The organism is Streptomyces sp. TP-A0356, from assembly GCF_001417775.1.
Taxonomy (GTDB): Bacteria; Actinomycetota; Actinomycetes; order Streptomycetales; family Streptomycetaceae; genus Streptomyces.
In genome coordinates, this window is the sequence record NZ_BBZJ01000021.1 from 188571 (window position 1) to 208444 (window position 19874).

The following is a 19874-nucleotide window of genomic DNA, read 5'->3' on the forward strand; positions in this document are numbered from 1 at the left end:
TGAGGTAGGTACGCTCAGACCTTGTGCCTGGGGTGTGCCCTGGCTCTCGTGCGTGCCTTCAACCGCATGGCGAGCCGTCACCGGCCACCGTAATCTGCGCCCTTTTCGCCTTGCGGCGGGAGTCTGCGGGATTCGACACACCCGACCGCGTGGGTCGGCGACGTTCCAGGTTAGCTGTACCCATCGGCACACAGAAACCGGAGAAGTAGTGCCTACGATCCAGCAGCTGGTCCGCAAGGGCCGGCAGGACAAGGTCGAGAAGAACAAGACGCCCGCACTCGAGGGTTCCCCTCAGCGTCGTGGCGTCTGCACGCGTGTGTTCACGACCACCCCGAAGAAGCCGAACTCGGCCCTGCGTAAGGTCGCGCGTGTGCGTCTGACCAGCGGGATCGAGGTCACGGCTTACATTCCGGGTGAGGGACACAACCTGCAGGAGCACTCCATCGTGCTCGTGCGCGGCGGCCGTGTGAAGGACCTGCCGGGTGTTCGCTACAAGATCATCCGTGGCTCGCTCGACACCCAGGGTGTCAAGAACCGCAAGCAGGCCCGCAGCCGCTACGGCGCCAAGAAGGAGAAGTAAGAATGCCTCGTAAGGGCCCCGCCCCGAAGCGCCCGGTCATCATCGACCCGGTCTACGGTTCTCCTCTGGTGACCTCCCTGATCAACAAGGTGCTGCTGAACGGCAAGCGCTCCACCGCCGAGCGCATCGTCTACGGCGCCATGGAGGGTCTGCGTGAGAAGACGGGTAACGACCCGATCATCACGCTGAAGCGCGCGCTGGAGAACATCAAGCCGACCCTCGAGGTCAAGTCCCGCCGTGTCGGTGGTGCGACGTACCAGGTTCCGATCGAGGTCAAGCCCGGTCGCGCCAACACGCTCGCGCTGCGCTGGCTGGTCGGTTACTCCCGCGCTCGTCGCGAGAAGACCATGACCGAGCGTCTGCTCAACGAGCTTCTCGACGCCTCCAACGGCCTCGGTGCCGCTGTGAAGAAGCGCGAGGACACGCACAAGATGGCCGAGTCCAACAAGGCCTTCGCGCACTACCGCTGGTAGTCGCAACCCCATCGAGAACCGAGAGAAGACTGAAGCCTTATGGCTACCACTTCGCTTGACCTGGCCAGGGTGCGCAACATCGGCATCATGGCCCACATCGACGCGGGCAAGACGACCACCACCGAGCGGATCCTGTTCTACACCGGCGTTTCGTACAAGATCGGTGAGGTCCACGACGGCGCTGCCACCATGGACTGGATGGAGCAGGAGCAGGAGCGTGGCATCACGATCACCTCTGCTGCCACCACCTGCCACTGGCCGCTGGAAGACGTCGACCACACCATCAACATCATCGACACGCCGGGCCACGTCGACTTCACCGTCGAGGTGGAGCGTTCCCTGCGCGTGCTCGACGGTGCCGTGACGGTGTTCGACGGCGTCGCCGGCGTCGAGCCGCAGTCCGAGACGGTGTGGCGTCAGGCGGACCGCTACGGCGTTCCGCGCATCTGCTTCGTCAACAAGCTCGACCGCACCGGTGCCGAGTTCCACCGCTGCGTCGACATGATCTCCGACCGCCTGGGCGCGCAGCCGCTGGTCATGCAGCTGCCGATCGGTGCCGAGGCGGACTTCAAGGGCGTCATCGACCTGGTGAAGATGAAGGCCCTGGTGTGGTCCGCCGAGGCGACCAAGGGCGAGATGTACGACACCGTCGACATCCCGGCCACGCACACCGAGGCCGCCGAGGAGTGGCGCGGCAAGCTGCTCGAGGCCGTCGCGGAGAACGACGAAGAGCTGATGGAGCTGTACCTGGAGGGCGAGGAGCCCACCGAGGAGCAGCTGTACGCGGCGATCCGTCGTATCACCATCGCGTCCGGCAAGGGCACCGGCACCACGGTCACCCCGGTGTTCTGTGGCACCGCGTTCAAGAACAAGGGCGTCCAGCCCCTGCTCGACGCGGTCGTGCGCTACCTGCCTTCCCCGGTTGACATCGAGGCCATCGAGGGCCACGCGGTCAACAACCCGGAGGAGGTCGTCAAGCGCAAGCCGTCCGACGAGGAGCCGCTGTCCGCGCTGGCGTTCAAGATCATGAGCGACCCGCACCTCGGCAAGCTCACCTTCGTCCGTGTGTACTCCGGCCGCCTGGAGTCCGGCACTCAGGTGCTGAACTCCGTCAAGGGCAAGAAGGAGCGCATCGGCAAGATCTACCGCATGCACGCGAACAAGCGTGAGGAGATCGAGTCGGTGGGCGCCGGCGACATCGTCGCCGTGATGGGCCTCAAGCAGACCACCACCGGTGAGACGCTGAGCGACGACAAGAACCCGGTCATCCTGGAGTCCATGGACTTCCCGGCGCCGGTCATCCAGGTCGCCATCGAGCCCAAGTCGAAGGGCGACCAGGAGAAGCTGGGCGTCGCGATCCAGCGTCTGGCCGAGGAGGACCCGTCCTTCCAGGTCCACTCGGACGAGGAGACCGGCCAGACCATCATCGGTGGTATGGGCGAGCTGCACCTCGAGGTGCTGGTCGACCGTATGCGCCGTGAGTTCAAGGTCGAGGCCAACGTCGGTAAGCCGCAGGTCGCGTACCGCGAGACCATCCGCAAGACGGTCGACAGGGTCGATTACACGCACAAGAAGCAGACTGGTGGTACCGGCCAGTTCGCCAAGGTGCAGATCTCGATCGAGCCGCTCGAGGGTGGCGACACCTCGTACGAGTTCGTGAACAAGGTGACCGGTGGTCGTATCCCGAAGGAGTACATCCCTTCGGTCGACGCCGGTGCCCAGGAGGCCATGCAGTTCGGCATCCTCGCCGGTTACGAGATGACCGGCGTGCGTGTCATCCTGCTCGACGGCGCCTACCACGAGGTCGACTCCTCCGAGCTGGCGTTCAAGATCGCCGGTTCGCAGGCCTTCAAGGAGGCCGCCCGCAAGGCCAGCCCCGTGCTGCTCGAGCCGATGATGGCCGTCGAGGTCACCACGCCCGAGGACTACATGGGCGAGGTCATCGGTGACATCAACTCCCGCCGTGGCCAGATCCAGGCCATGGAGGAGCGTGCCGGCGCCCGTGTCGTGAAGGGCCTGGTTCCGCTGTCGGAGATGTTCGGCTACGTCGGCGACCTCCGCAGCAAGACGTCGGGTCGCGCGAGCTACTCGATGCAGTTCGACTCCTACGCCGAGGTTCCGCGGAACGTCGCCGAGGAGATCATCGCGAAGGCCAAGGGCGAGTAACGCACCCCGTTTACACGCTTTAGGCTTGACACCGACCGCCGGGGTTCCGACCCCACGGGAAAGAACCCCGGCGGGCGGCACCCCAGCAAAGATCACCTGGCGCCGATGAGTAAGGCGTACAGAACCACTCCACAGGAGGACCCCAGTGGCGAAGGCGAAGTTCGAGCGGACTAAGCCGCACGTCAACATCGGCACCATCGGTCACATCGACCACGGTAAGACGACCCTCACGGCCGCCATTACCAAGGTGCTGCACGACGCGTACCCGGAGCTGAACGAGGCCACCCCGTTCGACAACATCGACAAGGCGCCCGAGGAGCGTCAGCGCGGTATCACCATCTCCATCGCGCACGTCGAGTACCAGACCGAGTCGCGTCACTACGCCCACGTCGACTGCCCGGGTCACGCGGACTACATCAAGAACATGATCACCGGTGCCGCGCAGATGGACGGCGCGATCCTGGTGGTCGCCGCCACCGACGGCCCGATGCCGCAGACCAAGGAGCACGTGCTCCTGGCCCGCCAGGTCGGCGTTCCGTACATCGTCGTCGCCCTGAACAAGGCCGACATGGTGGACGACGAGGAGATCCTGGAGCTCGTCGAGCTCGAGGTCCGTGAGCTCCTCTCCGAGTACGAGTTCCCGGGCGACGACGTTCCGGTCGTCAAGGTCTCCGCGCTGAAGGCCCTCGAGGGTGACGCGCAGTGGACCCAGTCGGTCCTGGACCTGATGAACGCCGTCGACACCTCCATCCCGGAGCCCGAGCGTGACGTCGACAAGCCGTTCCTGATGCCGATCGAGGACGTCTTCACGATCACCGGTCGCGGTACGGTCGTCACCGGCCGTATCGAGCGTGGTGTCCTCAAGGTCAACGAGACCGTCGACATCATCGGCATCAAGCCGGAGAAGACCTCCACCACGGTCACCGGCATCGAGATGTTCCGCAAGCTGCTCGACGAGGGCCAGGCCGGTGAGAACGTCGGTCTGCTGCTCCGCGGCATCAAGCGCGAGGACGTCGAGCGCGGCCAGGTCATCATCAAGCCGGGCTCGGTCACCCCGCACACCGAGTTCGAGGCGCAGGCCTACATCCTCTCCAAGGACGAGGGTGGCCGCCACACGCCGTTCTTCAACAACTACCGCCCGCAGTTCTACTTCCGTACGACGGACGTGACCGGCGTGGTGACCCTCCCTGAGGGCACCGAGATGGTCATGCCGGGTGACAACACCGAGATGAAGGTGGAGCTCATCCAGCCCATCGCCATGGAAGAGGGCCTGAAGTTCGCCATCCGCGAGGGTGGCCGTACCGTGGGCGCCGGCCAGGTCACCAAGATCACCAAGTGAGTCCCGCTCGCTTGAGGGTCTGACCCCTGGGTCACCTGCTGACCCCTGGGTCACCTGACCTGAAGAGGCCCGGACGACATCGGTCGTACGGGCCTCTTCGCGTTGTCACGCACTTGTCCGGCGCGTCCCGGCCACGGGGCCGCTGGGAAGCCGTTCGCGGGCGTGGGAGAGGCAACCGTGCGTCTCCTGCTCGTCGTGCGGCGCTGCGACGCAGCGGTTTGCGGGAGATCGGACCGTCCGCCGGCGGGTCCCCGGTTTGACCTGCGTCACCCCCGGGGTATTCTCTCCGGCTCGATTGGCCAGGCCCCCGCCCTATATGGCAGACTGTCCGAGTTGCTCGGTCGAGTGTTGATGCTGCGCGCCTCCCGCCGGGAGGACCGGAAGCGAGTCCCACAGTACTCGTCGCCCTAACTGCCTGATGGCAGCGCTGGGGCGGACGTACGGGAATCTTCCGGGAAGCGTGGGTGCGGCACCGGCCAGGCACCCGGTGGGCCTTTCGCTCCCGGTCGCACGGTTCCGGAAGGGCTGTGCTCCCCCGGCAGGGATGTTCGAACAAGGGGCATCTGTGTCAGCGGGAGTGCGACACGCCCGACCGCGTGGGTCGGAGAGAAGAGCATGGAACGCCGGGTTCCAGAGCGTATGAGAGACAGGACTACGGAGTAGCCATGGCGGGACAGAAGATCCGCATTCGGCTCAAGGCCTACGACCACGAGGTCATCGACTCCTCGGCGAAGAAGATCGTCGAGACGGTGACCCGTACCGGTGCGTCGGTCGCGGGCCCGGTGCCGCTGCCCACTGAGAAGAACGTGTACTGCGTCATCAAGTCGCCGCACAAGTACAAGGACTCGCGCGAGCACTTCGAGATGCGCACGCACAAGCGCCTGATCGACATCCTCGACCCGACCCCCAAGACCGTTGACTCTCTGATGCGACTCGACCTTCCGGCCGGTGTCGACATCGAGATCAAGCTCTGAGGCCGGTGATCTGAGAGATGGCAAAGCAGATCAAGGGCATCCTGGGCGAGAAGCTCGGTATGACGCAGGTGTGGGACGAGAACAACCGCGTTGTTCCGGTCACCGTCGTCAAGGCCGGGCCGAATGTCGTGACCCAGGTTCGTACGAACGACGTCGACGGCTACGAGTCCGTCCAGATCGCCTTCGGCGAGATCGACCCGCGCAAGGTGAACAAGCCCCTCAAGGGTCACTTCGCCAAGGCCGACGTCACCCCGCGTCGTCACCTCGTCGAGATCCGCACGTCGGATGCCTCCGAGTACACCCTCGGCCAGGAGGTCACCGCCGAGGTGTTCGAGGCCGGTGTGAAGGTCGACGTCACCGGCAAGAGCAAGGGCAAGGGCTTCGCCGGTGTCATGAAGCGTCACAACTTCAAGGGCCTCGGCGCCGGTCACGGCACCCAGCGCAAGCACCGCTCGCCCGGTTCCATCGGTGGCTGCGCCACCCCGGGCCGTGTGTTCAAGGGCCTCCGCATGGCGGGTCGCATGGGCAACGAGCGGGTCACCACCCAGAACCTGACCGTCCACGCCGTTGACGCGGAGAAGGGTCTGCTGCTCATCAAGGGCGCGGTTCCCGGTCCGAACGGCGGCCTCGTCCTGGTCCGCACCGCGGCCAAGGGGGCCTGAGGTAACCGATGAGCACTGTTGACATCCTTTCGCCGGCGGGCGAGAAGGCCGGTACCGTCGAGCTCCCCGCGGAGATCTTCGGCGTTGAGCAGGTCAGCGTCCCGCTGATCCACCAGGTCGTCGTCGCGCAGCTGGCCGCTGCCCGTCAGGGCACGCACAAGACCAAGACCCGCGGTGAAGTCCGTGGTGGTGGCAAGAAGCCGTACCGCCAGAAGGGCACCGGCCGCGCCCGTCAGGGTTCGACCCGCGCCCCGCAGTTCGCCGGTGGTGGCGTCGTGCACGGTCCCGTGCCGCGCGACTACTCGCAGCGGACCCCGAAGAAGATGAAGGCCGCGGCCCTGCGTCACGCCCTCACCGACCGGGCTCGCAACAACCGCATCCACGTCGTCACCGACGTGGTGGAGTCGGACATCTCCACCAAGGCCGCCAAGGCTCTCCTCGGCAAGATCAGCGAGCGCAAGAACGTGCTCCTGGTCGTCGAGCGCGAGAACGAGAAGGCCCTGCTGTCCGCTCGTAACCTGCCCCAGGTCCACATCCTGGAGCCGGGCCAGCTGAACACGTACGACGTGATCGTCTCCGACGACGTGGTCTTCACCCAGGCCGCTTTCGAGTCCTTCGTGTCCGGCCCGAAGGCCAACGACACCGAAGGGAGCGAGGCCTGATGGCTATCCGTCACCCCGCCATTGCCTCGAAGGCCGCCAAGGCCGCCAAGGCCGCGCGCGTCGCCAAGGCGCGTCGCCACGCCGCCGAGGGGAAGAACACCGTCGTCACTCCGGCCAGCAAGGCGTACACGGACCCCCGTGACGTCCTGCTCAAGCCGGTCGTGTCCGAGAAGAGCTACGCGCTTCTCGACGAGAACAAGTACACGTTCATCGTCGACCCGAGTGCCAACAAGACCCAGATCAAGCAGGCCGTTCAGGCGGTCTTCTCGGTCAAGGTCACCGGGGTCAACACGATCAACCGCCAGGGCAAGCGCAAGCGCACGAAGACCGGTTTCGGTCAGCGTGCCGGCAGCAAGCGCGCGATCGTGACCCTTGCCGAGGGCGACCGTATCGACATCTTCGGCGGTCCGACCGCCTAAGGGCGGTCCGGATCGTCCGATATCGGACGAGGACTGAGAAATGGGAATCCGCAAGTACAAGCCGACTACGCCGGGCCGTCGTGGCGCCAGCGTCGCCGACTTCGTCGAGGTCACGCGGTCCACGCCGGAGAAGTCGCTGGTCCGCCCGCTGCACAGCAAGGGCGGCCGTAACAACGCCGGTCGTGTGACCGTTCGCCACCAGGGTGGCGGACACAAGCGCGCCTACCGAGTGATCGACTTCCGTCGTCACGACAAGGACGGCGTGCCGGCGAAGGTCGCGCACATCGAGTACGACCCCAACCGCACCGCGCGCATCGCGCTGCTGCACTACGCCGACGGCGAGAAGCGCTACATCCTCGCCCCGCGCAACCTGCAGCAGGGTGACCGCGTCGAGAACGGTCCCGGGGCCGACATCAAGCCGGGCAACAACCTGGCTCTGAGGAACATCCCGGTCGGTACGACCCTGCACGCCATCGAGCTGCGTCCGGGCGGCGGCGCCAAGTTCGCCCGCTCGGCCGGTGCCTCCGTGCAGCTGCTCGCGAAGGAGGGCGCCTACGCCCACCTGCGCATGCCGTCCGGGGAGATCCGCCTGGTCGACGTCCGCTGCCGCGCCACTGTGGGCGAGGTCGGCAACGCCGAGCAGTCCAACATCAACTGGGGCAAGGCCGGCCGCAAGCGCTGGCTGGGCGTCCGCCCGACCGTGCGTGGTGTGGTCATGAACCCTGTGGACCACCCGCACGGTGGTGGTGAGGGCCGTACCTCCGGTGGCCGCCACCCGGTGTCCCCGTGGGGTCAGAAGGAAGGCCGTACTCGTTCCGCCAAGAAGGCGAGCAACAAGTACATCGTCCGCCGCCGCAAGACGAACAAGAAGCGCTAAGGACGGGTTGAGATGCCTCGTAGCCTGAAGAAGGGGCCCTTCGTCGACGACCACCTGATCAAGAAGGTGGACTCCCAGAACGAAGCCGGCACCAAGAACGTCATCAAGACCTGGTCCCGCCGCTCGATGATCATCCCGGCCATGCTCGGCCACACGATCGCGGTGCACAACGGCAAGACCCACATCCCGGTGTTTGTCACCGAGTCGATGGTCGGCCACAAGCTCGGCGAGTTCTCGCCGACGCGCACCTTCCGGGGTCACGTCAAGGAAGACCGGAAGTCGAAGCGCCGCTAACCAGCGGGGTGTGAATGACCATGACAAACATCGAAGGGACAACCATGGAAGCCAGGGCCCAGGCGCGGTACATCCGCGTCACGCCCATGAAGGCCCGCCGTGTGGTGGACCTCATTCGTGGCATGGACGCCACGGAGGCTCAGGCGGTCCTGCGTTTCGCCCCGCAGGCCGCGAGCGTGCCGGTCGGCAAGGTGCTGGACAGCGCCATCGCCAACGCCGCGCACAACTACGACCACACCGACGCCGACAGCCTCTACATCTCCGAGGCCTACGTCGACGAGGGTCCGACCCTGAAGCGGTTCCGGCCGCGTGCCCAGGGCCGTGCCTACCGGATCCGCAAGCGGACCAGCCACATCACCGTGGTCGTCAGCAGCAAGGAAGGAACCCGGTAATGGGCCAGAAGGTAAACCCGCACGGGTTCCGGCTCGGTATCACGACCGACTTCAAGTCGCGTTGGTACGCCGACAAGCTGTACAAGGACTACGTCAAGGAAGACGTCGCCATCCGTCGGATGATGACGTCCGGCATGGAGCGCGCCGGCATCTCCAAGGTCGAGATCGAGCGCACCCGTGACCGTGTGCGTGTGGACATCCACACCGCGCGTCCGGGCATCGTCATCGGCCGCCGTGGGGCCGAGGCCGACCGCATCCGCGGCGACCTCGAGAAGCTCACGGGCAAGCAGGTCCAGCTGAACATCCTCGAGGTCAAGAACCCCGAGGTCGACGCTCAGCTCGTGGCCCAGGCCGTTGCCGAGCAGCTCTCCTCCCGCGTCTCCTTCCGCCGCGCCATGCGCAAGAGCATGCAGTCGGCGATGAAGGCGGGCGCCAAGGGCATCAAGATCCAGTGCGGTGGCCGTCTCGGCGGCGCCGAGATGTCCCGCTCGGAGTTCTACCGCGAGGGCCGTGTGCCCCTGCACACGCTCCGTGCGAACGTGGACTACGGCTTCTTCGAGGCCAAGACGACCTTCGGCCGCATCGGTGTGAAGGTCTGGATCTACAAGGGCGACGTCAAGAACATCGCCGAGGTCCGCGCCGAGAACGCTGCCGCCCGTGCGGGTAACCGCCCGGCCCGCGGTGGCGGTGCCGACCGCCCGGCCCGTGGTGGCCGCGGTGGCGAGCGGCGCGGTCGCAAGCCGCAGCAGGCTGCAGGCGCCGAGGCCCCCAAGGCCGAGGCCCCCGCTGCTCCGGCTGAGAGCACCGGAACGGAGGCCTGACCGTCATGCTGATCCCCCGTAGGGTCAAGCACCGCAAGCAGCACCACCCGAAGCGCCGTGGTATGGCCAAGGGCGGTACGACGGTTGCGTTCGGCGAGTACGGCATCCAGGCCCTCACGCCGGCGTACGTGACCAACCGCCAGATCGAGGCGGCTCGTATCGCGATGACCCGCCACATCAAGCGTGGCGGCAAGGTCTGGATCAACATCTACCCGGACCGCCCGCTGACCAAGAAGCCTGCCGAGACCCGCATGGGTTCCGGTAAGGGTTCGCCGGAGTGGTGGATCGCGAACGTTCACCCGGGTCGGGTGATGTTCGAGCTGTCCTACCCGAACGAGAAGATCGCCCGTGAGGCGCTGACTCGTGCGGCCCACAAGCTGCCGATGAAGTGCCGGATCGTCAAGCGCGAGGCAGGTGAAGCGTGATGTCGGCCGGTACCAAGGCGTCCGAGCTGCGCGAGCTGGGCAACGAGGAGCTTCTGGGCAAGCTCCGCGAGGCCAAGGAAGAGCTGTTCAACCTCCGCTTCCAGGCGGCGACCGGTCAGCTCGAGAACCATGGCCGTCTGAAGGCGGTCCGCAAGGACATCGCGCGGATCTACACCCTGATGCGCGAGCGTGAGCTGGGCATCGAAACGGTGGAGAACGCCTGATGAGCGAGAACAACGTGACTGAGACTGTAAACACCAGCGGCTCCGCCGCGGGTTCGGCGCGCGGCTTCCGCAAGACCCGCGAGGGTCTTGTCGTCAGCGACAAGATGGACAAGACCGTCGTCGTCGCTGTCGAGGACCGCGTCAAGCACGCGCTGTACGGCAAGGTCATCCGCCGTACGAGCAAGCTCAAGGCGCACGACGAGCAGAACGCCGCGGGTATCGGCGACCGCGTCCTCCTGATGGAGACCCGGCCGCTGTCCGCGACGAAGCGCTGGCGCGTCGTCGAGATCCTCGAGAAGGCCAAGTAATTCTCCTGCGGGGCACCCCTCGCAGGACAGTTCCGCCAGGCTCCGGGGACCGCTCGCTGAGCGGCCCCCGGGGAACCGGCAGACAAACAGGAGATAGACGTGATCCAGCAGGAGTCGCGACTGCGTGTCGCCGACAACACTGGTGCGAAGGAGATCCTTTGCATCCGTGTGCTCGGTGGCTCCGGTCGCCGCTACGCGGGCATCGGTGACGTCATCGTCGCCACCGTCAAGGACGCGATCCCCGGTGGCAACGTGAAGAAGGGTGACGTCGTCAAGGCGGTCATCGTTCGCACCGTCAAGGAGCGCCGTCGTCCGGACGGCTCGTACATCCGCTTCGACGAGAACGCCGCCGTCATTCTGAAGAACGACGGCGACCCTCGCGGCACCCGTATCTTCGGCCCGGTCGGCCGTGAGCTGCGCGAGAAGAAGTTCATGAAGATCATCTCGCTCGCGCCGGAGGTGCTGTAAGCATGAAGATCAAGAAGGGCGACCTGGTCCAGGTCATCACCGGCAAGGACAAGGGCAAGCAGGGCAAGGTCATTGCCGCTTACCCGCGCGAGGAGCGTGTCCTGGTCGAGGGTGTCAACCGGGTCAAGAAGCACACCAAGGCCGGTCCGACGGCCCGCGGTTCGCAGGCCGGCGGCATCGTGACCACCGAGGCCCCCATCCACGTGTCCAACGTTCAGCTGGTCGTGGAGAAGGACGGTCAGAAGGTCGTCACGCGTGTCGGCTACCGCTTCGACGAGAACGGCAACAAGATCCGCGTTGCCAAGCGGACGGGTGAGGACATCTGATGGCTACCACCACCACTCCGCGTCTGAAGCAGAAGTACCGCGACGAGATCGCCCCCAAGCTGCGTGACGAGTTCAAGTACGAGAACGTCATGCAGATCCCGGGCCTCGTCAAGATCGTGGTCAACATGGGTGTGGGCGACGCCGCCCGCGACTCCAAGCTGATCGAGGGCGCCATCCGCGACCTCACCACGATCACCGGTCAGAAGCCGGCCGTCACCAAGGCCCGCAAGTCCATCGCGCAGTTCAAGCTGCGTGAGGGTCAGCCGATCGGTGCCCACGTCACGCTCCGTGGCGACCGCATGTGGGAGTTCCTGGACCGCACCCTGTCGCTCGCGCTGCCGCGCATCCGCGACTTCCGTGGTCTGTCCCCCAAGCAGTTCGACGGCCGTGGCAACTACACCTTCGGTCTCACTGAGCAGGTCATGTTCCACGAGATCGACCAGGACAAGATCGACCGCGTCCGGGGTATGGACATCACCGTGGTCACCACGGCGACCAACGACGCTGAGGGCCGCGCGCTCCTTCGTCACCTCGGCTTCCCGTTCAAGGAGGCGTGAGCGAGATGGCGAAGAAGGCTCTGATTGCCAAGGCTGCTCGCAAGCCCAAGTTCGGTGTGCGCGCGTACACCCGCTGCCAGCGCTGCGGCCGTCCGCACTCCGTGTACCGCAAGTTCGGCCTGTGCCGCGTGTGCCTTCGTGAGATGGCTCACCGTGGCGAGCTGCCGGGCGTGACCAAGAGCTCCTGGTAACAGCCCAGTTGGGTTGATTCCAGGCTCTCGGTAAGCAACTGGGTCGGCAGGCGACCCACCTCACATGCCTTAGGCTGGTGGGGTTGGGCGTCTGCCGCCCGTACGACTTACTACGCCGTAGGTCCACCGCGCCGCACCCGTCCCGTCTCGGATCGGGGAGAGGGATGGCGCACCAGGAAACCCCGGCGAGAGAGGCCGAAGGCCAATTCATGACCATGACTGATCCGATCGCAGACATGCTTACGCGTCTGCGGAACGCGAACTCGGCGTACCACGACTCCGTGGCGATGCCGCACTCGAAGATCAAGTCGCACATCGCGGAGATCCTCCAGCAGGAGGGCTTCATCACGGGCTGGCGCGTCGAGGACGCCGAGGTCGGCAAGAACCTCGTCCTCGAGCTGAAGTTCGGCCCCAACCGTGAGCGCTCCATCGCGGGCATCAAGCGGATCTCCAAGCCCGGTCTGCGGGTTTACGCGAAGTCCACCAACCTGCCCAAGGTGCTCGGTGGCCTCGGCGTGGCGATCATCTCCACGTCCCACGGGCTCCTCACCGACAAGCAGGCCGGCAAGAAGGGCGTAGGCGGAGAAGTTCTCGCCTACGTCTGGTAACGGAAGGGAACGGAGGAAACAGCTATGTCGCGCATCGGCAAGCTCCCCATCGCGGTTCCCGCCGGCGTGGACGTCACCATCGACGGCAACACGGTCGCGGTCAAGGGCCCCAAGGGCGAACTGAGCCACACCGTCGTCACGCCGATCGAGATCGTCAAGAACGAGGACGGCACCCTCCAGGTGACCCGCCCCAACGACGAGCGTCAGAACAAGGCCCTGCACGGCCTGTCCCGCACGCTGGTGGCGAACATGATCACCGGCGTGACCCAGGGTTACGTGAAGAAGCTCGAGATCAGCGGTGTCGGTTACCGCGTGACCGCCAAGGGCTCGAACCTCGAGTTCGCCCTCGGTTACAGCCACCCGATCCTGGTCGAGGCCCCCGAGGGAATCACCTTCAAGGTGGAGACCCCGACCCGTTTCTCGGTCGAGGGCATCGACAAGCAGAAGGTCGGCGAGGTTGCGGCCAACATCCGCAAGCTGCGCAAGCCCGACCCGTACAAGGCCAAGGGCGTCAAGTACGAGGGCGAAGTCATCCGCCGCAAGGTCGGAAAGGCGGGTAAGTAAGCCATGGCATACGGGCAGAAGATCCTGAAGGGCGACGCCTACAAGCGCGCCGCGATCAAGCGCCGTCACATCCGGATCCGCAAGCGGATCGCGGGTACGGCGGAGCGCCCCCGTCTGGTCGTGACCCGCTCCAACCGCCACATCGTGGCGCAGGTGATCGACGACCTCAAGGGCCACACCCTGGCGTCGGCGTCCACGCTGGACACCTCGATCCGCGGTGGCGAGGGCGACAAGTCCGCGCAGGCCAAGCAGGTCGGCGCCCTGGTCGCCGAGCGTGCCAAGGCTGCCGGTGTCGAGGCCGTCGTGTTCGACCGTGGTGGCAACCAGTACGCCGGGCGCATCGCCGCTCTGGCGGACGCCGCCCGCGAAGCCGGGCTCAAGTTCTGAGCCGCTTCCGTAGCTAGCGGAAAAGAGAGAGGTAAATCCAATGGCTGGACCCCAGCGCCGCGGTGGCGGTGCCGGTGGCGGCGAGCGGCGGGACCGGAAGGGCCGTGACGGCGGCGCAGCTGCCGCCGAGAAGACCGCGTACGTTGAGCGCGTCGTCGCGATCAACCGCGTCGCCAAGGTTGTGAAGGGTGGTCGTCGCTTCAGCTTCACCGCGCTGGTCGTGGTGGGCGACGGTGACGGCACCGTGGGTGTCGGATACGGCAAGGCCAAGGAGGTGCCGGCCGCCATCGCCAAGGGCGTTGAGGAGGCCAAGAAGCACTTCTTCAAGGTCCCCCGGATCCAGGGCACCATCCCGCACCCGATCCAGGGTGAGAAGGCTGCCGGCGTCGTACTGCTCAAGCCCGCGTCCCCGGGTACCGGTGTCATCGCCGGTGGTCCGGTGCGTGCCGTGCTCGAGTGCGCCGGTATCCACGACGTGCTGTCGAAGTCGCTCGGCTCCGACAACGCGATCAACATCGTGCACGCGACCGTGGAGGCCCTGAAGGGTCTGCAGCGTCCCGAGGAGATCGCGGCCCGCCGCGGTCTGCCGCTCGAGGACGTCGCGCCCGCGGCCCTGCTGCGTGCTCGTGCCGGGGCGGGTGCGTGATGGCTCAGATCAAGATCACGCAGGTCAAGTCCTACATCGGCAGCAAGCAGAACCACCGCGACACCCTGCGTTCCCTGGGCCTCAAGCGCCTGGGTGACGTGGTCGTCAAGGAGGACCGTCCCGAGTTCCGCGGCATGGTGCACACCGTCCGCCACCTCGTGACGGTCGAGGAGGTCGACTGATCATGGCGGAGCAGAACCCGCTCAAGATCCACAACCTCCGTCCCGCCCCGGGCGCCAAGACCGCCAAGACCCGTGTCGGTCGTGGTGAGGCGTCGAAGGGTAAGACGGCCGGTCGTGGTACCAAGGGCACGAAGGCCCGCTACCAGGTTCCGGAGCGCTTCGAGGGCGGCCAGATGCCGCTGCACATGCGCCTCCCGAAGCTGAAGGGCTTCAAGAACCCGTTCAAGACCGAGTACCAGGTCGTGAACCTCGACAAGCTGGCCGCGCTCTACCCCGAGGGTGGCGAGGTCACCGTCGCGGACCTGGTGGCCAAGGGTGCCGTTCGCAAGAACAGCCTCGTCAAGGTCCTCGGCCAGGGCGAGATCTCCGTGGCGCTGCAGGTGACGGTCGACGCCGTCTCCGGCTCCGCCAAGGAGAAGATCACCGCCGCCGGCGGCACCGTCACCGAGCTCGTCTGACACCTTCAGGCGTCTCGATGACTTGAGCGATCCCGACCGGGGATACCCCTTAGAAATGGGGTATCCCCGGTTGGTCGTTCCAAGGGTGGCAGTATCGCCGGTAAGGTGGCCTGCACTGCCAACATTCACAGGGTGCCGCGGTACGGGCACTCAGGGCGGCAGTCAGCCGTTACCCATGTCGTTGTTCAGTCGGAATCTCAAGACCGTCACCCTTGACGCAGTTGCGCGGGGGTCGCAGGAGGCACCGTGCTCACCGCGTTCGCCCGGGCGTTCAGGACGCCCGACCTGCGCAAGAAGCTGCTCTTCACGCTCGGCATCATCGTGGTGTACCGGCTCGGTACGCACATCCCGATCCCGGGCGTCGACTACAAGAGCGTCCAGACCTGTATCGACGTGGCCAAGGGCAACCAGGGCCTGTTCGGTCTGGTCAACATGTTCAGCGGCGGCGCGCTGCTGCAGATCACGGTCTTCGCGCTGGGCATCATGCCGTACATCACGGCGAGCATCATTCTCCAGCTGCTGACCGTGGTCATCCCGCGCCTGGAAGCCCTGAAGAAGGAGGGCCAGGCGGGTACGACGAAGATCACGCAGTACACCCGTTACCTGACGGTGGCGCTGGCGATCCTCCAGGGAACCGGTCTGGTGGCCACCGCGCGCAGCGGCGCCCTGTTCTCCGGCTGCCCGGCGGCGACCTCGATCGTCCCGGACCAGTCGATCTTCAGCACGATCACGATGGTCATCTGTATGACCGCCGGTACGGCCGTCGTCATGTGGCTCGGCGAGCTGATCACCGACCGCGGTATCGGCAACGGCATGTCCATCCTCATGTTCATCTCGATCGCCGCGACCTTCCCGGGCGCGCTGTGGGCCATCAAGAAGCAGGGCAAGCTGGCCGGCGGCTGGATCGAGTTCGGCACCGTGATCCTGGTCGGCCTGGTCATGGTCGCCCTGGTGGTCTTCGTCGAGCAGGCGCAGCGGCGGATCCCCGTCCAGTACGCCAAGCGCATGATCGGTCGCCGCTCCTACGGCGGTACCTCCACCTACATCCCGCTGAAGGTGAACCAGGCGGGTGTGATCCCCGTCATCTTCGCGTCGTCGCTGCTGTACATCCCGGCTCTGATCGCGCAGTTCGCCGGGGGCAACTCCGGGTGGAAGACGTGGATCCAGCAGAACCTGACCAAGGGTGACCACCCGATCTACATCACCGCCTACTTCTTGCTGATCGTTTTCTTCGCGTTCTTCTACGTGGCGATCTCCTTCAACCCCGAGGAAGTCGCCGACAACATGAAGAAGTATGGTGGCTTCATCCCGGGCATCCGGGCCGGTCGGCCCACCGCTGAGTACCTCTCGTACGTGCTCAACCGGATCACCTGGCCGGGGTCGCTGTACCTGGGTCTGATCGCTCTCGTACCGACAATGGCGTTGGTTGGCTTCGGGGCAAGCCAGAACTTCCCCTTCGGCGGCACCAGCATCCTGATCATCGTGGGTGTCGGTCTTGAGACGGTGAAGCAGATCGAGAGCCAGCTCCAGCAGCGCAATTACGAAGGGTTCCTCCGCTGATGCGAATCGTCCTCGTCGGGCCGCCCGGTGCCGGCAAGGGAACGCAGGCCGCGTTCCTCGCCAAGAACCTGTCGATCCCGCACATCTCCACGGGCGACCTGTTCCGCGCCAACATCAGCCAGCAGACGGAACTCGGCAAACTCGCGAAGTCCTACATGGACAAGGGTGAGCTGGTGCCGGACGAGGTCACCATCGCGATGGCCAAGGACCGTATGTCGCAGCCCGACGCGCAGAACGGCTTCCTGCTGGACGGCTTCCCGCGCAATGTGCAGCAGGCCGAGGCCCTGGACGAGATGCTCGACGCCGAGGGCATGAAGCTGGACGCGGTCCTCGACCTCGAGGTGCCCGAGGAAGAGGTCGTCAAGCGCATCGCGGGCCGCCGCGTCTGCCGCAACGACTCGTCGCACGTCTTCCACGAGTCGTACAAGACGCCGCAGCAGGAGGGCGTCTGCGACATCTGCGGCGGCGAGCTCTACCAGCGGGACGACGACTCCGAGGAGACCGTCCGCAAGCGGCTGGAGGTCTACCACACGCAGACCGAGCCGATCATCGACTACTACAAGTCGCAGGGCCTGGTGGTGACGATCCCGGCGCTCGGCAAGGTGGAAGAGGTCACCCAGCGCGCGATGGAGGCGCTCAGGCAGAAGGCCGGCGACAAGCAGTAGCCGATCGCCGGCACCCCCGTCGCTCTACGGCCGCGGATCCCCTGGCGGGAGCCGCGGCCGACGTGTGGGCGGTGCCGGTGGCACCGCCCCGTATCGTTGAAGTGTCCGTCCCCCCCGGTCCAGAAAGGCCGCAGTCGTCATGGTGCAGATCAAGACCCCCGAGCAGATCGCCAAGATGCGTGAGGCGGGGCTGGTCGTCGCAGCCGTGCACGCGGCCACACGGGAGGCGGCCGTGCCGGGCGCCACGACCAAGGATCTGGACGAGGTGGCGCGCAAGGTCCTCGCGGAGCACGGGGCGAAGTCGAACTTCCTGGGGTACGGCGGCTTCCCCGCGACCATCTGCACCTCGGTGAACGAGGTCGTCGTCCACGGTATCCCCTCCGACGAGGTGGTCCTCAAGGACGGCGACGTGATCTCCGTCGACGCCGGCGCGATCGTGGACGGCTGGCACGGGGACGCCGCCTTCACCGCGTTCGTGGGCTCCGGTCACTCCCCGGAGCTGGTCGAGCTGTCCCGGGTGACCGAGGAGTCCATGTGGGCGGGCATCGCGGCGATGAAGCAGGGGAACCGGCTCGTCGACGTCTCGCGGGCGATCGAGACGTACATCCGCCGGCAGCCGAAGCCGGGCGGCGGACGGTACGGGATCATCGAGGACTACGGCGGGCACGGCATCGGCACCGAGATGCACATGGACCCGCACCTGCTGAACTACGTGGACCGGCGGCGGGGGAAGGGCCCGAAGCTGGTGCCGGGGTTCTGCCTCGCCATCGAGCCGATGGTGTCGCTCGGCACCCCGAGGACCGAGGTCCTCTCGGACGACTGGACGGTCATCACGACGGACGGTACCTGGTCGTCCCACTGGGAGCACTCCGTCGCCCTGACCGAGCAGGGTCCGCTGGTGCTCACGGCTCCCGACGGCGGCAAGGAGAAGCTCGCCGAGTACGGCGTCACCGCCGCCCCCGATCCCCTCGCATAACGATCTCCGGCATGGGGCAGACTTCCCCGATTCGTGTTTCCTGGTGCGCTGACGTAGACTGACTCGTCGGCTCTCGTGCATCCGCATGTCCGCATGCGCTCGTACGGGGCCGATCAAGGTAGTCGATTCGAAGGGCGAAGCGTGGCCAAGAAGCAAGGTGCCATCGAGATCGAGGGCACTGTCGTCGAGTCTCTGCCGAACGCCATGTTCAAGGTCGAGCTCCAGAACGGCCACCAGGTCCTGGCACACATCAGCGGCAAGATGCGTATGCACTACATCCGTATCCTCCCTGACGACCGGGTCGTGGTGGAGCTGTCTCCGTACGACCTGACGCGTGGCCGGATCGTCTACCGCTACAAGTAGATCTTGCCCACGTCCCGCGCGAGCGGGGCCGCCGGCAACTGACCCGGAGAACCTCACATCCCATGAAGGTCAAGCCGAGCGTCAAGAAGATCTGCGACAAGTGCAGGGTGATCCGCCGTCACGGCCGGGTCATGGTCATCTGCGAGAACCCGCGCCACAAGCAGCGCCAGGGCTGACGCAAGACCGAACCTCTGCATCCCGCAGAACTTCGCGCGACGCAAGCTGAATATGTTCATACGCAGGACCCGGGCCTGAGCGATCAGGTCTGACACCCCCGGTTCGGAGGCCGGGGACCCAGTTCGTACCTCGTACGGCGGCTGGGAGCCGGTTCTGCGGAAGACCTCCGAAGATCAACTGGAGCCATTGAATGGCACGCGTTTCCGGTGTTGACATCCCGCGCGAAAAGCGCGTGGAGGTCGCCCTCACCTACGTGTTCGGCATCGGCCGGACCCTCTCGCAGCAGACGCTGGCCGAGACCGGCGTCGACCCGAACACCCGCGTTCGCGATCTGACCGAAGAGCAGCTCGTCGCGATTCGCGAGTACGTCGACAACAACATCAAGACCGAGGGTGACCTCCGTCGCGAGATCCAGGCCGACATCCGCCGCAAGGTCGAGATCGGCTGCTACCAGGGTCTGCGGCACCGCCGCGGTCTGCCCGTCCGCGGTCAGCGCACCAGCACCAACGCCCGTACCCGCAAGGGCCCGCGTCGCGCCATCGCCGGCAAGAAGAAGCCGGGCAAGAAGTAGTCCGCAGCGGACACCTGTCCACGGTCTTCGCTGTAGGACCGACCACCTCCGTAGGAGTTAAAGGATGCCCCCCAAGGGACGTCAGGGCGCTGCCAAGAAGGTGCGCCGCAAGGAAAAGAAGAACGTCGCTCACGGCCACGCGCACATCAAGAGCACGTTCAACAACACGATCGTTTCGATCACGGACCCGTCCGGCAACGTGATCTCCTGGGCCTCCGCCGGCCACGTCGGCTTCAAGGGCTCCCGGAAGTCCACGCCGTTCGCCGCGCAGATGGCCGCCGAGTCGGCCGCCCGTCGCGCCCAGGAGCACGGCATGCGCAAGGTCGACGTGTTCGTCAAGGGTCCGGGTTCCGGTCGTGAGACCGCGATCCGCTCCCTGCAGGCCACGGGCCTCGAGGTCGGCTCCATCCAGGACGTCACCCCGACCCCGCACAACGGCTGCCGTCCGCCGAAGCGCCGCCGCGTCTGACGCTTCACGGTCGCGGGTTCAGGGCGGTACGGCCCCCTTCGGGTCGTACCGCCCGTACCCTTGCAGTACCCCGCGCTCGCGAGGCGCGGG

General features: G+C 66.0%; 32 protein-coding genes. All 32 read left to right on the top strand.

Annotation, left to right across the window (positions count from 1 at the left end):
- The first annotated feature begins 208 nt into the window (after positions 1–208).
- The 32 genes from rpsL to rpsK all read left to right on the top strand — a co-directional run bounded on the left by rpsL (position 209) and on the right by rpsK (position 19784).
- A complete protein-coding gene (gene rpsL / locus ASC56_RS21710; RefSeq protein ID WP_003948652.1) occupies positions 209–580 on the top strand; it encodes a 30S ribosomal protein S12 in 372 nt (123 codons plus the stop codon).
- 2 nt (positions 581–582) lie between these two features.
- Positions 583–1053, top strand: a complete 471-nt coding sequence (gene rpsG, locus ASC56_RS21715) for a 30S ribosomal protein S7 (RefSeq protein ID WP_003992340.1) — start codon at positions 583–585, stop codon at positions 1051–1053.
- 39 nt (positions 1054–1092) lie between these two features.
- Positions 1093–3219, top strand: a complete 2127-nt coding sequence (gene fusA, locus ASC56_RS21720) for an elongation factor G (protein ID WP_055493164.1) — start codon at positions 1093–1095, stop codon at positions 3217–3219.
- Between the two features lie 145 nt (positions 3220–3364).
- Entirely contained in the window at positions 3365–4558 is a 1194-nt protein-coding gene (tuf, locus tag ASC56_RS21725) for an elongation factor Tu (protein ID WP_055493165.1), read from the top strand.
- A 665-nt stretch (positions 4559–5223) separates the two neighbouring features.
- Positions 5224–5532, top strand: coding sequence for a 30S ribosomal protein S10 (rpsJ, locus tag ASC56_RS21730; RefSeq protein ID WP_003948644.1), 309 nt, complete (start codon positions 5224–5226; stop codon positions 5530–5532).
- A gap of 17 nt (positions 5533–5549) precedes the next feature.
- Positions 5550–6194: a 50S ribosomal protein L3 gene (rplC, locus tag ASC56_RS21735; RefSeq protein ID WP_055493166.1), complete on the top strand. Its 645-nt coding sequence runs from the start codon at positions 5550–5552 to the stop codon at positions 6192–6194.
- Positions 6195–6202: 8 nt separating this feature from the next.
- Positions 6203–6856: a 50S ribosomal protein L4 gene (gene rplD / locus ASC56_RS21740; protein WP_055493167.1), complete on the top strand. Its 654-nt coding sequence runs from the start codon at positions 6203–6205 to the stop codon at positions 6854–6856.
- The gene (gene rplW, locus ASC56_RS21745; RefSeq protein ID WP_055493168.1) at positions 6856–7275 is read left to right on the top strand and encodes a 50S ribosomal protein L23; all 420 of its coding nucleotides are present in this window, start codon (positions 6856–6858) and stop codon (positions 7273–7275) included. The genes rplD and rplW overlap by 1 nt, the downstream gene beginning before the upstream one ends.
- 40 nt (positions 7276–7315) lie before the next feature.
- Entirely contained in the window at positions 7316–8152 is an 837-nt protein-coding gene (gene rplB / locus ASC56_RS21750) for a 50S ribosomal protein L2 (RefSeq protein ID WP_055493169.1), read from the top strand.
- Between the two features lie 12 nt (positions 8153–8164).
- The gene (gene rpsS / locus ASC56_RS21755; protein WP_055493170.1) at positions 8165–8446 is read left to right on the top strand and encodes a 30S ribosomal protein S19; all 282 of its coding nucleotides are present in this window, start codon (positions 8165–8167) and stop codon (positions 8444–8446) included.
- 44 nt (positions 8447–8490) lie between these two features.
- The gene (gene rplV, locus ASC56_RS21760) at positions 8491–8838 is read left to right on the top strand and encodes a 50S ribosomal protein L22 (RefSeq protein ID WP_019329637.1); all 348 of its coding nucleotides are present in this window, start codon (positions 8491–8493) and stop codon (positions 8836–8838) included.
- Positions 8838–9659, top strand: a complete 822-nt coding sequence (gene rpsC / locus ASC56_RS21765; RefSeq protein ID WP_055493171.1) for a 30S ribosomal protein S3 — start codon at positions 8838–8840, stop codon at positions 9657–9659. Before rplV ends, rpsC begins: the two co-directional genes overlap by 1 nt.
- A 5-nt stretch (positions 9660–9664) precedes the next feature.
- Positions 9665–10084 carry a 50S ribosomal protein L16 gene (rplP, locus tag ASC56_RS21770; protein ID WP_007443989.1) on the top strand — a complete coding sequence of 140 codons (420 nt, stop codon included), beginning with the start codon at positions 9665–9667 and terminating at the stop codon, positions 10082–10084.
- A complete protein-coding gene (rpmC, locus tag ASC56_RS21775; protein WP_018564811.1) occupies positions 10084–10308 on the top strand; it encodes a 50S ribosomal protein L29 in 225 nt (74 codons plus the stop codon). The genes rplP and rpmC overlap by 1 nt, the downstream gene beginning before the upstream one ends.
- The gene (rpsQ, locus tag ASC56_RS21780; RefSeq protein ID WP_055493172.1) at positions 10308–10616 is read left to right on the top strand and encodes a 30S ribosomal protein S17; all 309 of its coding nucleotides are present in this window, start codon (positions 10308–10310) and stop codon (positions 10614–10616) included. Before rpmC ends, rpsQ begins: the two co-directional genes overlap by 1 nt.
- Positions 10617–10715: 99 nt before the next feature.
- Positions 10716–11084 carry a 50S ribosomal protein L14 gene (rplN, locus tag ASC56_RS21785; protein ID WP_003998823.1) on the top strand — a complete coding sequence of 123 codons (369 nt, stop codon included), beginning with the start codon at positions 10716–10718 and terminating at the stop codon, positions 11082–11084.
- A gap of 2 nt (positions 11085–11086) precedes the next feature.
- Complete coding sequence (rplX, locus tag ASC56_RS21790; RefSeq protein WP_055493173.1) at positions 11087–11410, top strand: 50S ribosomal protein L24; 324 nt, start codon at positions 11087–11089, stop codon at positions 11408–11410.
- The gene (gene rplE / locus ASC56_RS21795) at positions 11410–11967 is read left to right on the top strand and encodes a 50S ribosomal protein L5 (protein ID WP_055493174.1); all 558 of its coding nucleotides are present in this window, start codon (positions 11410–11412) and stop codon (positions 11965–11967) included. The genes rplX and rplE overlap by 1 nt, the downstream gene beginning before the upstream one ends.
- 5 nt (positions 11968–11972) lie before the next feature.
- Positions 11973–12158, top strand: a complete 186-nt coding sequence (locus ASC56_RS21800; RefSeq protein WP_003956452.1) for a type Z 30S ribosomal protein S14 — start codon at positions 11973–11975, stop codon at positions 12156–12158.
- 209 nt (positions 12159–12367) lie between these two features.
- A complete protein-coding gene (rpsH, locus tag ASC56_RS21805; RefSeq protein ID WP_055493175.1) occupies positions 12368–12766 on the top strand; it encodes a 30S ribosomal protein S8 in 399 nt (132 codons plus the stop codon).
- Positions 12767–12790: 24 nt separating this feature from the next.
- Positions 12791–13330: a 50S ribosomal protein L6 gene (gene rplF, locus ASC56_RS21810; protein ID WP_055493176.1), complete on the top strand. Its 540-nt coding sequence runs from the start codon at positions 12791–12793 to the stop codon at positions 13328–13330.
- A 3-nt stretch (positions 13331–13333) separates the two neighbouring features.
- A complete protein-coding gene (gene rplR, locus ASC56_RS21815) occupies positions 13334–13717 on the top strand; it encodes a 50S ribosomal protein L18 (protein WP_030174556.1) in 384 nt (127 codons plus the stop codon).
- Positions 13718–13757: 40 nt separating this feature from the next.
- Positions 13758–14363 (top strand): 30S ribosomal protein S5, encoded by a 606-nt coding sequence (gene rpsE, locus ASC56_RS21820; RefSeq protein ID WP_009190144.1) that lies wholly within the window; start codon positions 13758–13760, stop codon positions 14361–14363.
- Entirely contained in the window at positions 14363–14545 is a 183-nt protein-coding gene (gene rpmD / locus ASC56_RS21825) for a 50S ribosomal protein L30 (protein ID WP_055493177.1), read from the top strand. The genes rpsE and rpmD overlap by 1 nt, the downstream gene beginning before the upstream one ends.
- A gap of 2 nt (positions 14546–14547) precedes the next feature.
- Positions 14548–15003, top strand: a complete 456-nt coding sequence (gene rplO, locus ASC56_RS21830) for a 50S ribosomal protein L15 (RefSeq protein WP_055493178.1) — start codon at positions 14548–14550, stop codon at positions 15001–15003.
- Positions 15004–15249: 246 nt separating this feature from the next.
- Entirely contained in the window at positions 15250–16563 is a 1314-nt protein-coding gene (gene secY, locus ASC56_RS21835; RefSeq protein ID WP_055493179.1) for a preprotein translocase subunit SecY, read from the top strand.
- The gene (locus ASC56_RS21840; RefSeq protein ID WP_055493180.1) at positions 16563–17228 is read left to right on the top strand and encodes an adenylate kinase; all 666 of its coding nucleotides are present in this window, start codon (positions 16563–16565) and stop codon (positions 17226–17228) included. The genes secY and ASC56_RS21840 overlap by 1 nt, the downstream gene beginning before the upstream one ends.
- A gap of 139 nt (positions 17229–17367) precedes the next feature.
- Positions 17368–18204: a type I methionyl aminopeptidase gene (map, locus tag ASC56_RS21845; protein WP_055493181.1), complete on the top strand. Its 837-nt coding sequence runs from the start codon at positions 17368–17370 to the stop codon at positions 18202–18204.
- A gap of 141 nt (positions 18205–18345) precedes the next feature.
- Positions 18346–18567: a translation initiation factor IF-1 gene (infA, locus tag ASC56_RS21850; RefSeq protein WP_003948620.1), complete on the top strand. Its 222-nt coding sequence runs from the start codon at positions 18346–18348 to the stop codon at positions 18565–18567.
- A 62-nt stretch (positions 18568–18629) separates the two neighbouring features.
- Positions 18630–18743, top strand: coding sequence for a 50S ribosomal protein L36 (gene rpmJ / locus ASC56_RS21855; protein WP_003998809.1), 114 nt, complete (start codon positions 18630–18632; stop codon positions 18741–18743).
- A 191-nt stretch (positions 18744–18934) separates the two neighbouring features.
- On the top strand, positions 18935–19315 hold the full coding sequence (rpsM, locus tag ASC56_RS21860; protein ID WP_055493182.1) for a 30S ribosomal protein S13: 381 nt from the start codon (positions 18935–18937) through the stop codon (positions 19313–19315).
- Positions 19316–19379: 64 nt separating this feature from the next.
- Positions 19380–19784 carry a 30S ribosomal protein S11 gene (rpsK, locus tag ASC56_RS21865; protein WP_003956432.1) on the top strand — a complete coding sequence of 135 codons (405 nt, stop codon included), beginning with the start codon at positions 19380–19382 and terminating at the stop codon, positions 19782–19784.
- Positions 19785–19874: the final 90 nt, after the last annotated feature.

Coding starts and splice junctions, on each gene's coding strand:
- rpsG (WP_003992340.1), top strand. CDS start 583: ATGCCTCGTAAGGGCCCCGCCCCGAAGCGCCCGGTCATCATCGACCCG.
- fusA (WP_055493164.1), top strand. CDS start 1,093: ATGGCTACCACTTCGCTTGACCTGGCCAGGGTGCGCAACATCGGCATC.
- rpsJ (WP_003948644.1), top strand. CDS start 5,224: ATGGCGGGACAGAAGATCCGCATTCGGCTCAAGGCCTACGACCACGAG.
- rplC (WP_055493166.1), top strand. CDS start 5,550: ATGGCAAAGCAGATCAAGGGCATCCTGGGCGAGAAGCTCGGTATGACG.
- rplD (WP_055493167.1), top strand. CDS start 6,203: ATGAGCACTGTTGACATCCTTTCGCCGGCGGGCGAGAAGGCCGGTACC.
- rplW (WP_055493168.1), top strand. CDS start 6,856: ATGGCTATCCGTCACCCCGCCATTGCCTCGAAGGCCGCCAAGGCCGCC.
- rplB (WP_055493169.1), top strand. CDS start 7,316: ATGGGAATCCGCAAGTACAAGCCGACTACGCCGGGCCGTCGTGGCGCC.
- rpsS (WP_055493170.1), top strand. CDS start 8,165: ATGCCTCGTAGCCTGAAGAAGGGGCCCTTCGTCGACGACCACCTGATC.
- rplV (WP_019329637.1), top strand. CDS start 8,491: ATGGAAGCCAGGGCCCAGGCGCGGTACATCCGCGTCACGCCCATGAAG.
- rpsC (WP_055493171.1), top strand. CDS start 8,838: ATGGGCCAGAAGGTAAACCCGCACGGGTTCCGGCTCGGTATCACGACC.
- rplP (WP_007443989.1), top strand. CDS start 9,665: ATGCTGATCCCCCGTAGGGTCAAGCACCGCAAGCAGCACCACCCGAAG.
- rpmC (WP_018564811.1), top strand. CDS start 10,084: ATGTCGGCCGGTACCAAGGCGTCCGAGCTGCGCGAGCTGGGCAACGAG.
- rpsQ (WP_055493172.1), top strand. CDS start 10,308: ATGAGCGAGAACAACGTGACTGAGACTGTAAACACCAGCGGCTCCGCC.
- rplX (WP_055493173.1), top strand. CDS start 11,087: ATGAAGATCAAGAAGGGCGACCTGGTCCAGGTCATCACCGGCAAGGAC.
- rplE (WP_055493174.1), top strand. CDS start 11,410: ATGGCTACCACCACCACTCCGCGTCTGAAGCAGAAGTACCGCGACGAG.
- ASC56_RS21800 (WP_003956452.1), top strand. CDS start 11,973: ATGGCGAAGAAGGCTCTGATTGCCAAGGCTGCTCGCAAGCCCAAGTTC.
- rpsH (WP_055493175.1), top strand. CDS start 12,368: ATGACCATGACTGATCCGATCGCAGACATGCTTACGCGTCTGCGGAAC.
- rplF (WP_055493176.1), top strand. CDS start 12,791: ATGTCGCGCATCGGCAAGCTCCCCATCGCGGTTCCCGCCGGCGTGGAC.
- rplR (WP_030174556.1), top strand. CDS start 13,334: ATGGCATACGGGCAGAAGATCCTGAAGGGCGACGCCTACAAGCGCGCC.
- rpsE (WP_009190144.1), top strand. CDS start 13,758: ATGGCTGGACCCCAGCGCCGCGGTGGCGGTGCCGGTGGCGGCGAGCGG.
- rpmD (WP_055493177.1), top strand. CDS start 14,363: ATGGCTCAGATCAAGATCACGCAGGTCAAGTCCTACATCGGCAGCAAG.
- rplO (WP_055493178.1), top strand. CDS start 14,548: ATGGCGGAGCAGAACCCGCTCAAGATCCACAACCTCCGTCCCGCCCCG.
- ASC56_RS21840 (WP_055493180.1), top strand. CDS start 16,563: ATGCGAATCGTCCTCGTCGGGCCGCCCGGTGCCGGCAAGGGAACGCAG.
- map (WP_055493181.1), top strand. CDS start 17,368: ATGGTGCAGATCAAGACCCCCGAGCAGATCGCCAAGATGCGTGAGGCG.
- rpmJ (WP_003998809.1), top strand. CDS start 18,630: ATGAAGGTCAAGCCGAGCGTCAAGAAGATCTGCGACAAGTGCAGGGTG.
- rpsM (WP_055493182.1), top strand. CDS start 18,935: ATGGCACGCGTTTCCGGTGTTGACATCCCGCGCGAAAAGCGCGTGGAG.
- rpsK (WP_003956432.1), top strand. CDS start 19,380: ATGCCCCCCAAGGGACGTCAGGGCGCTGCCAAGAAGGTGCGCCGCAAG.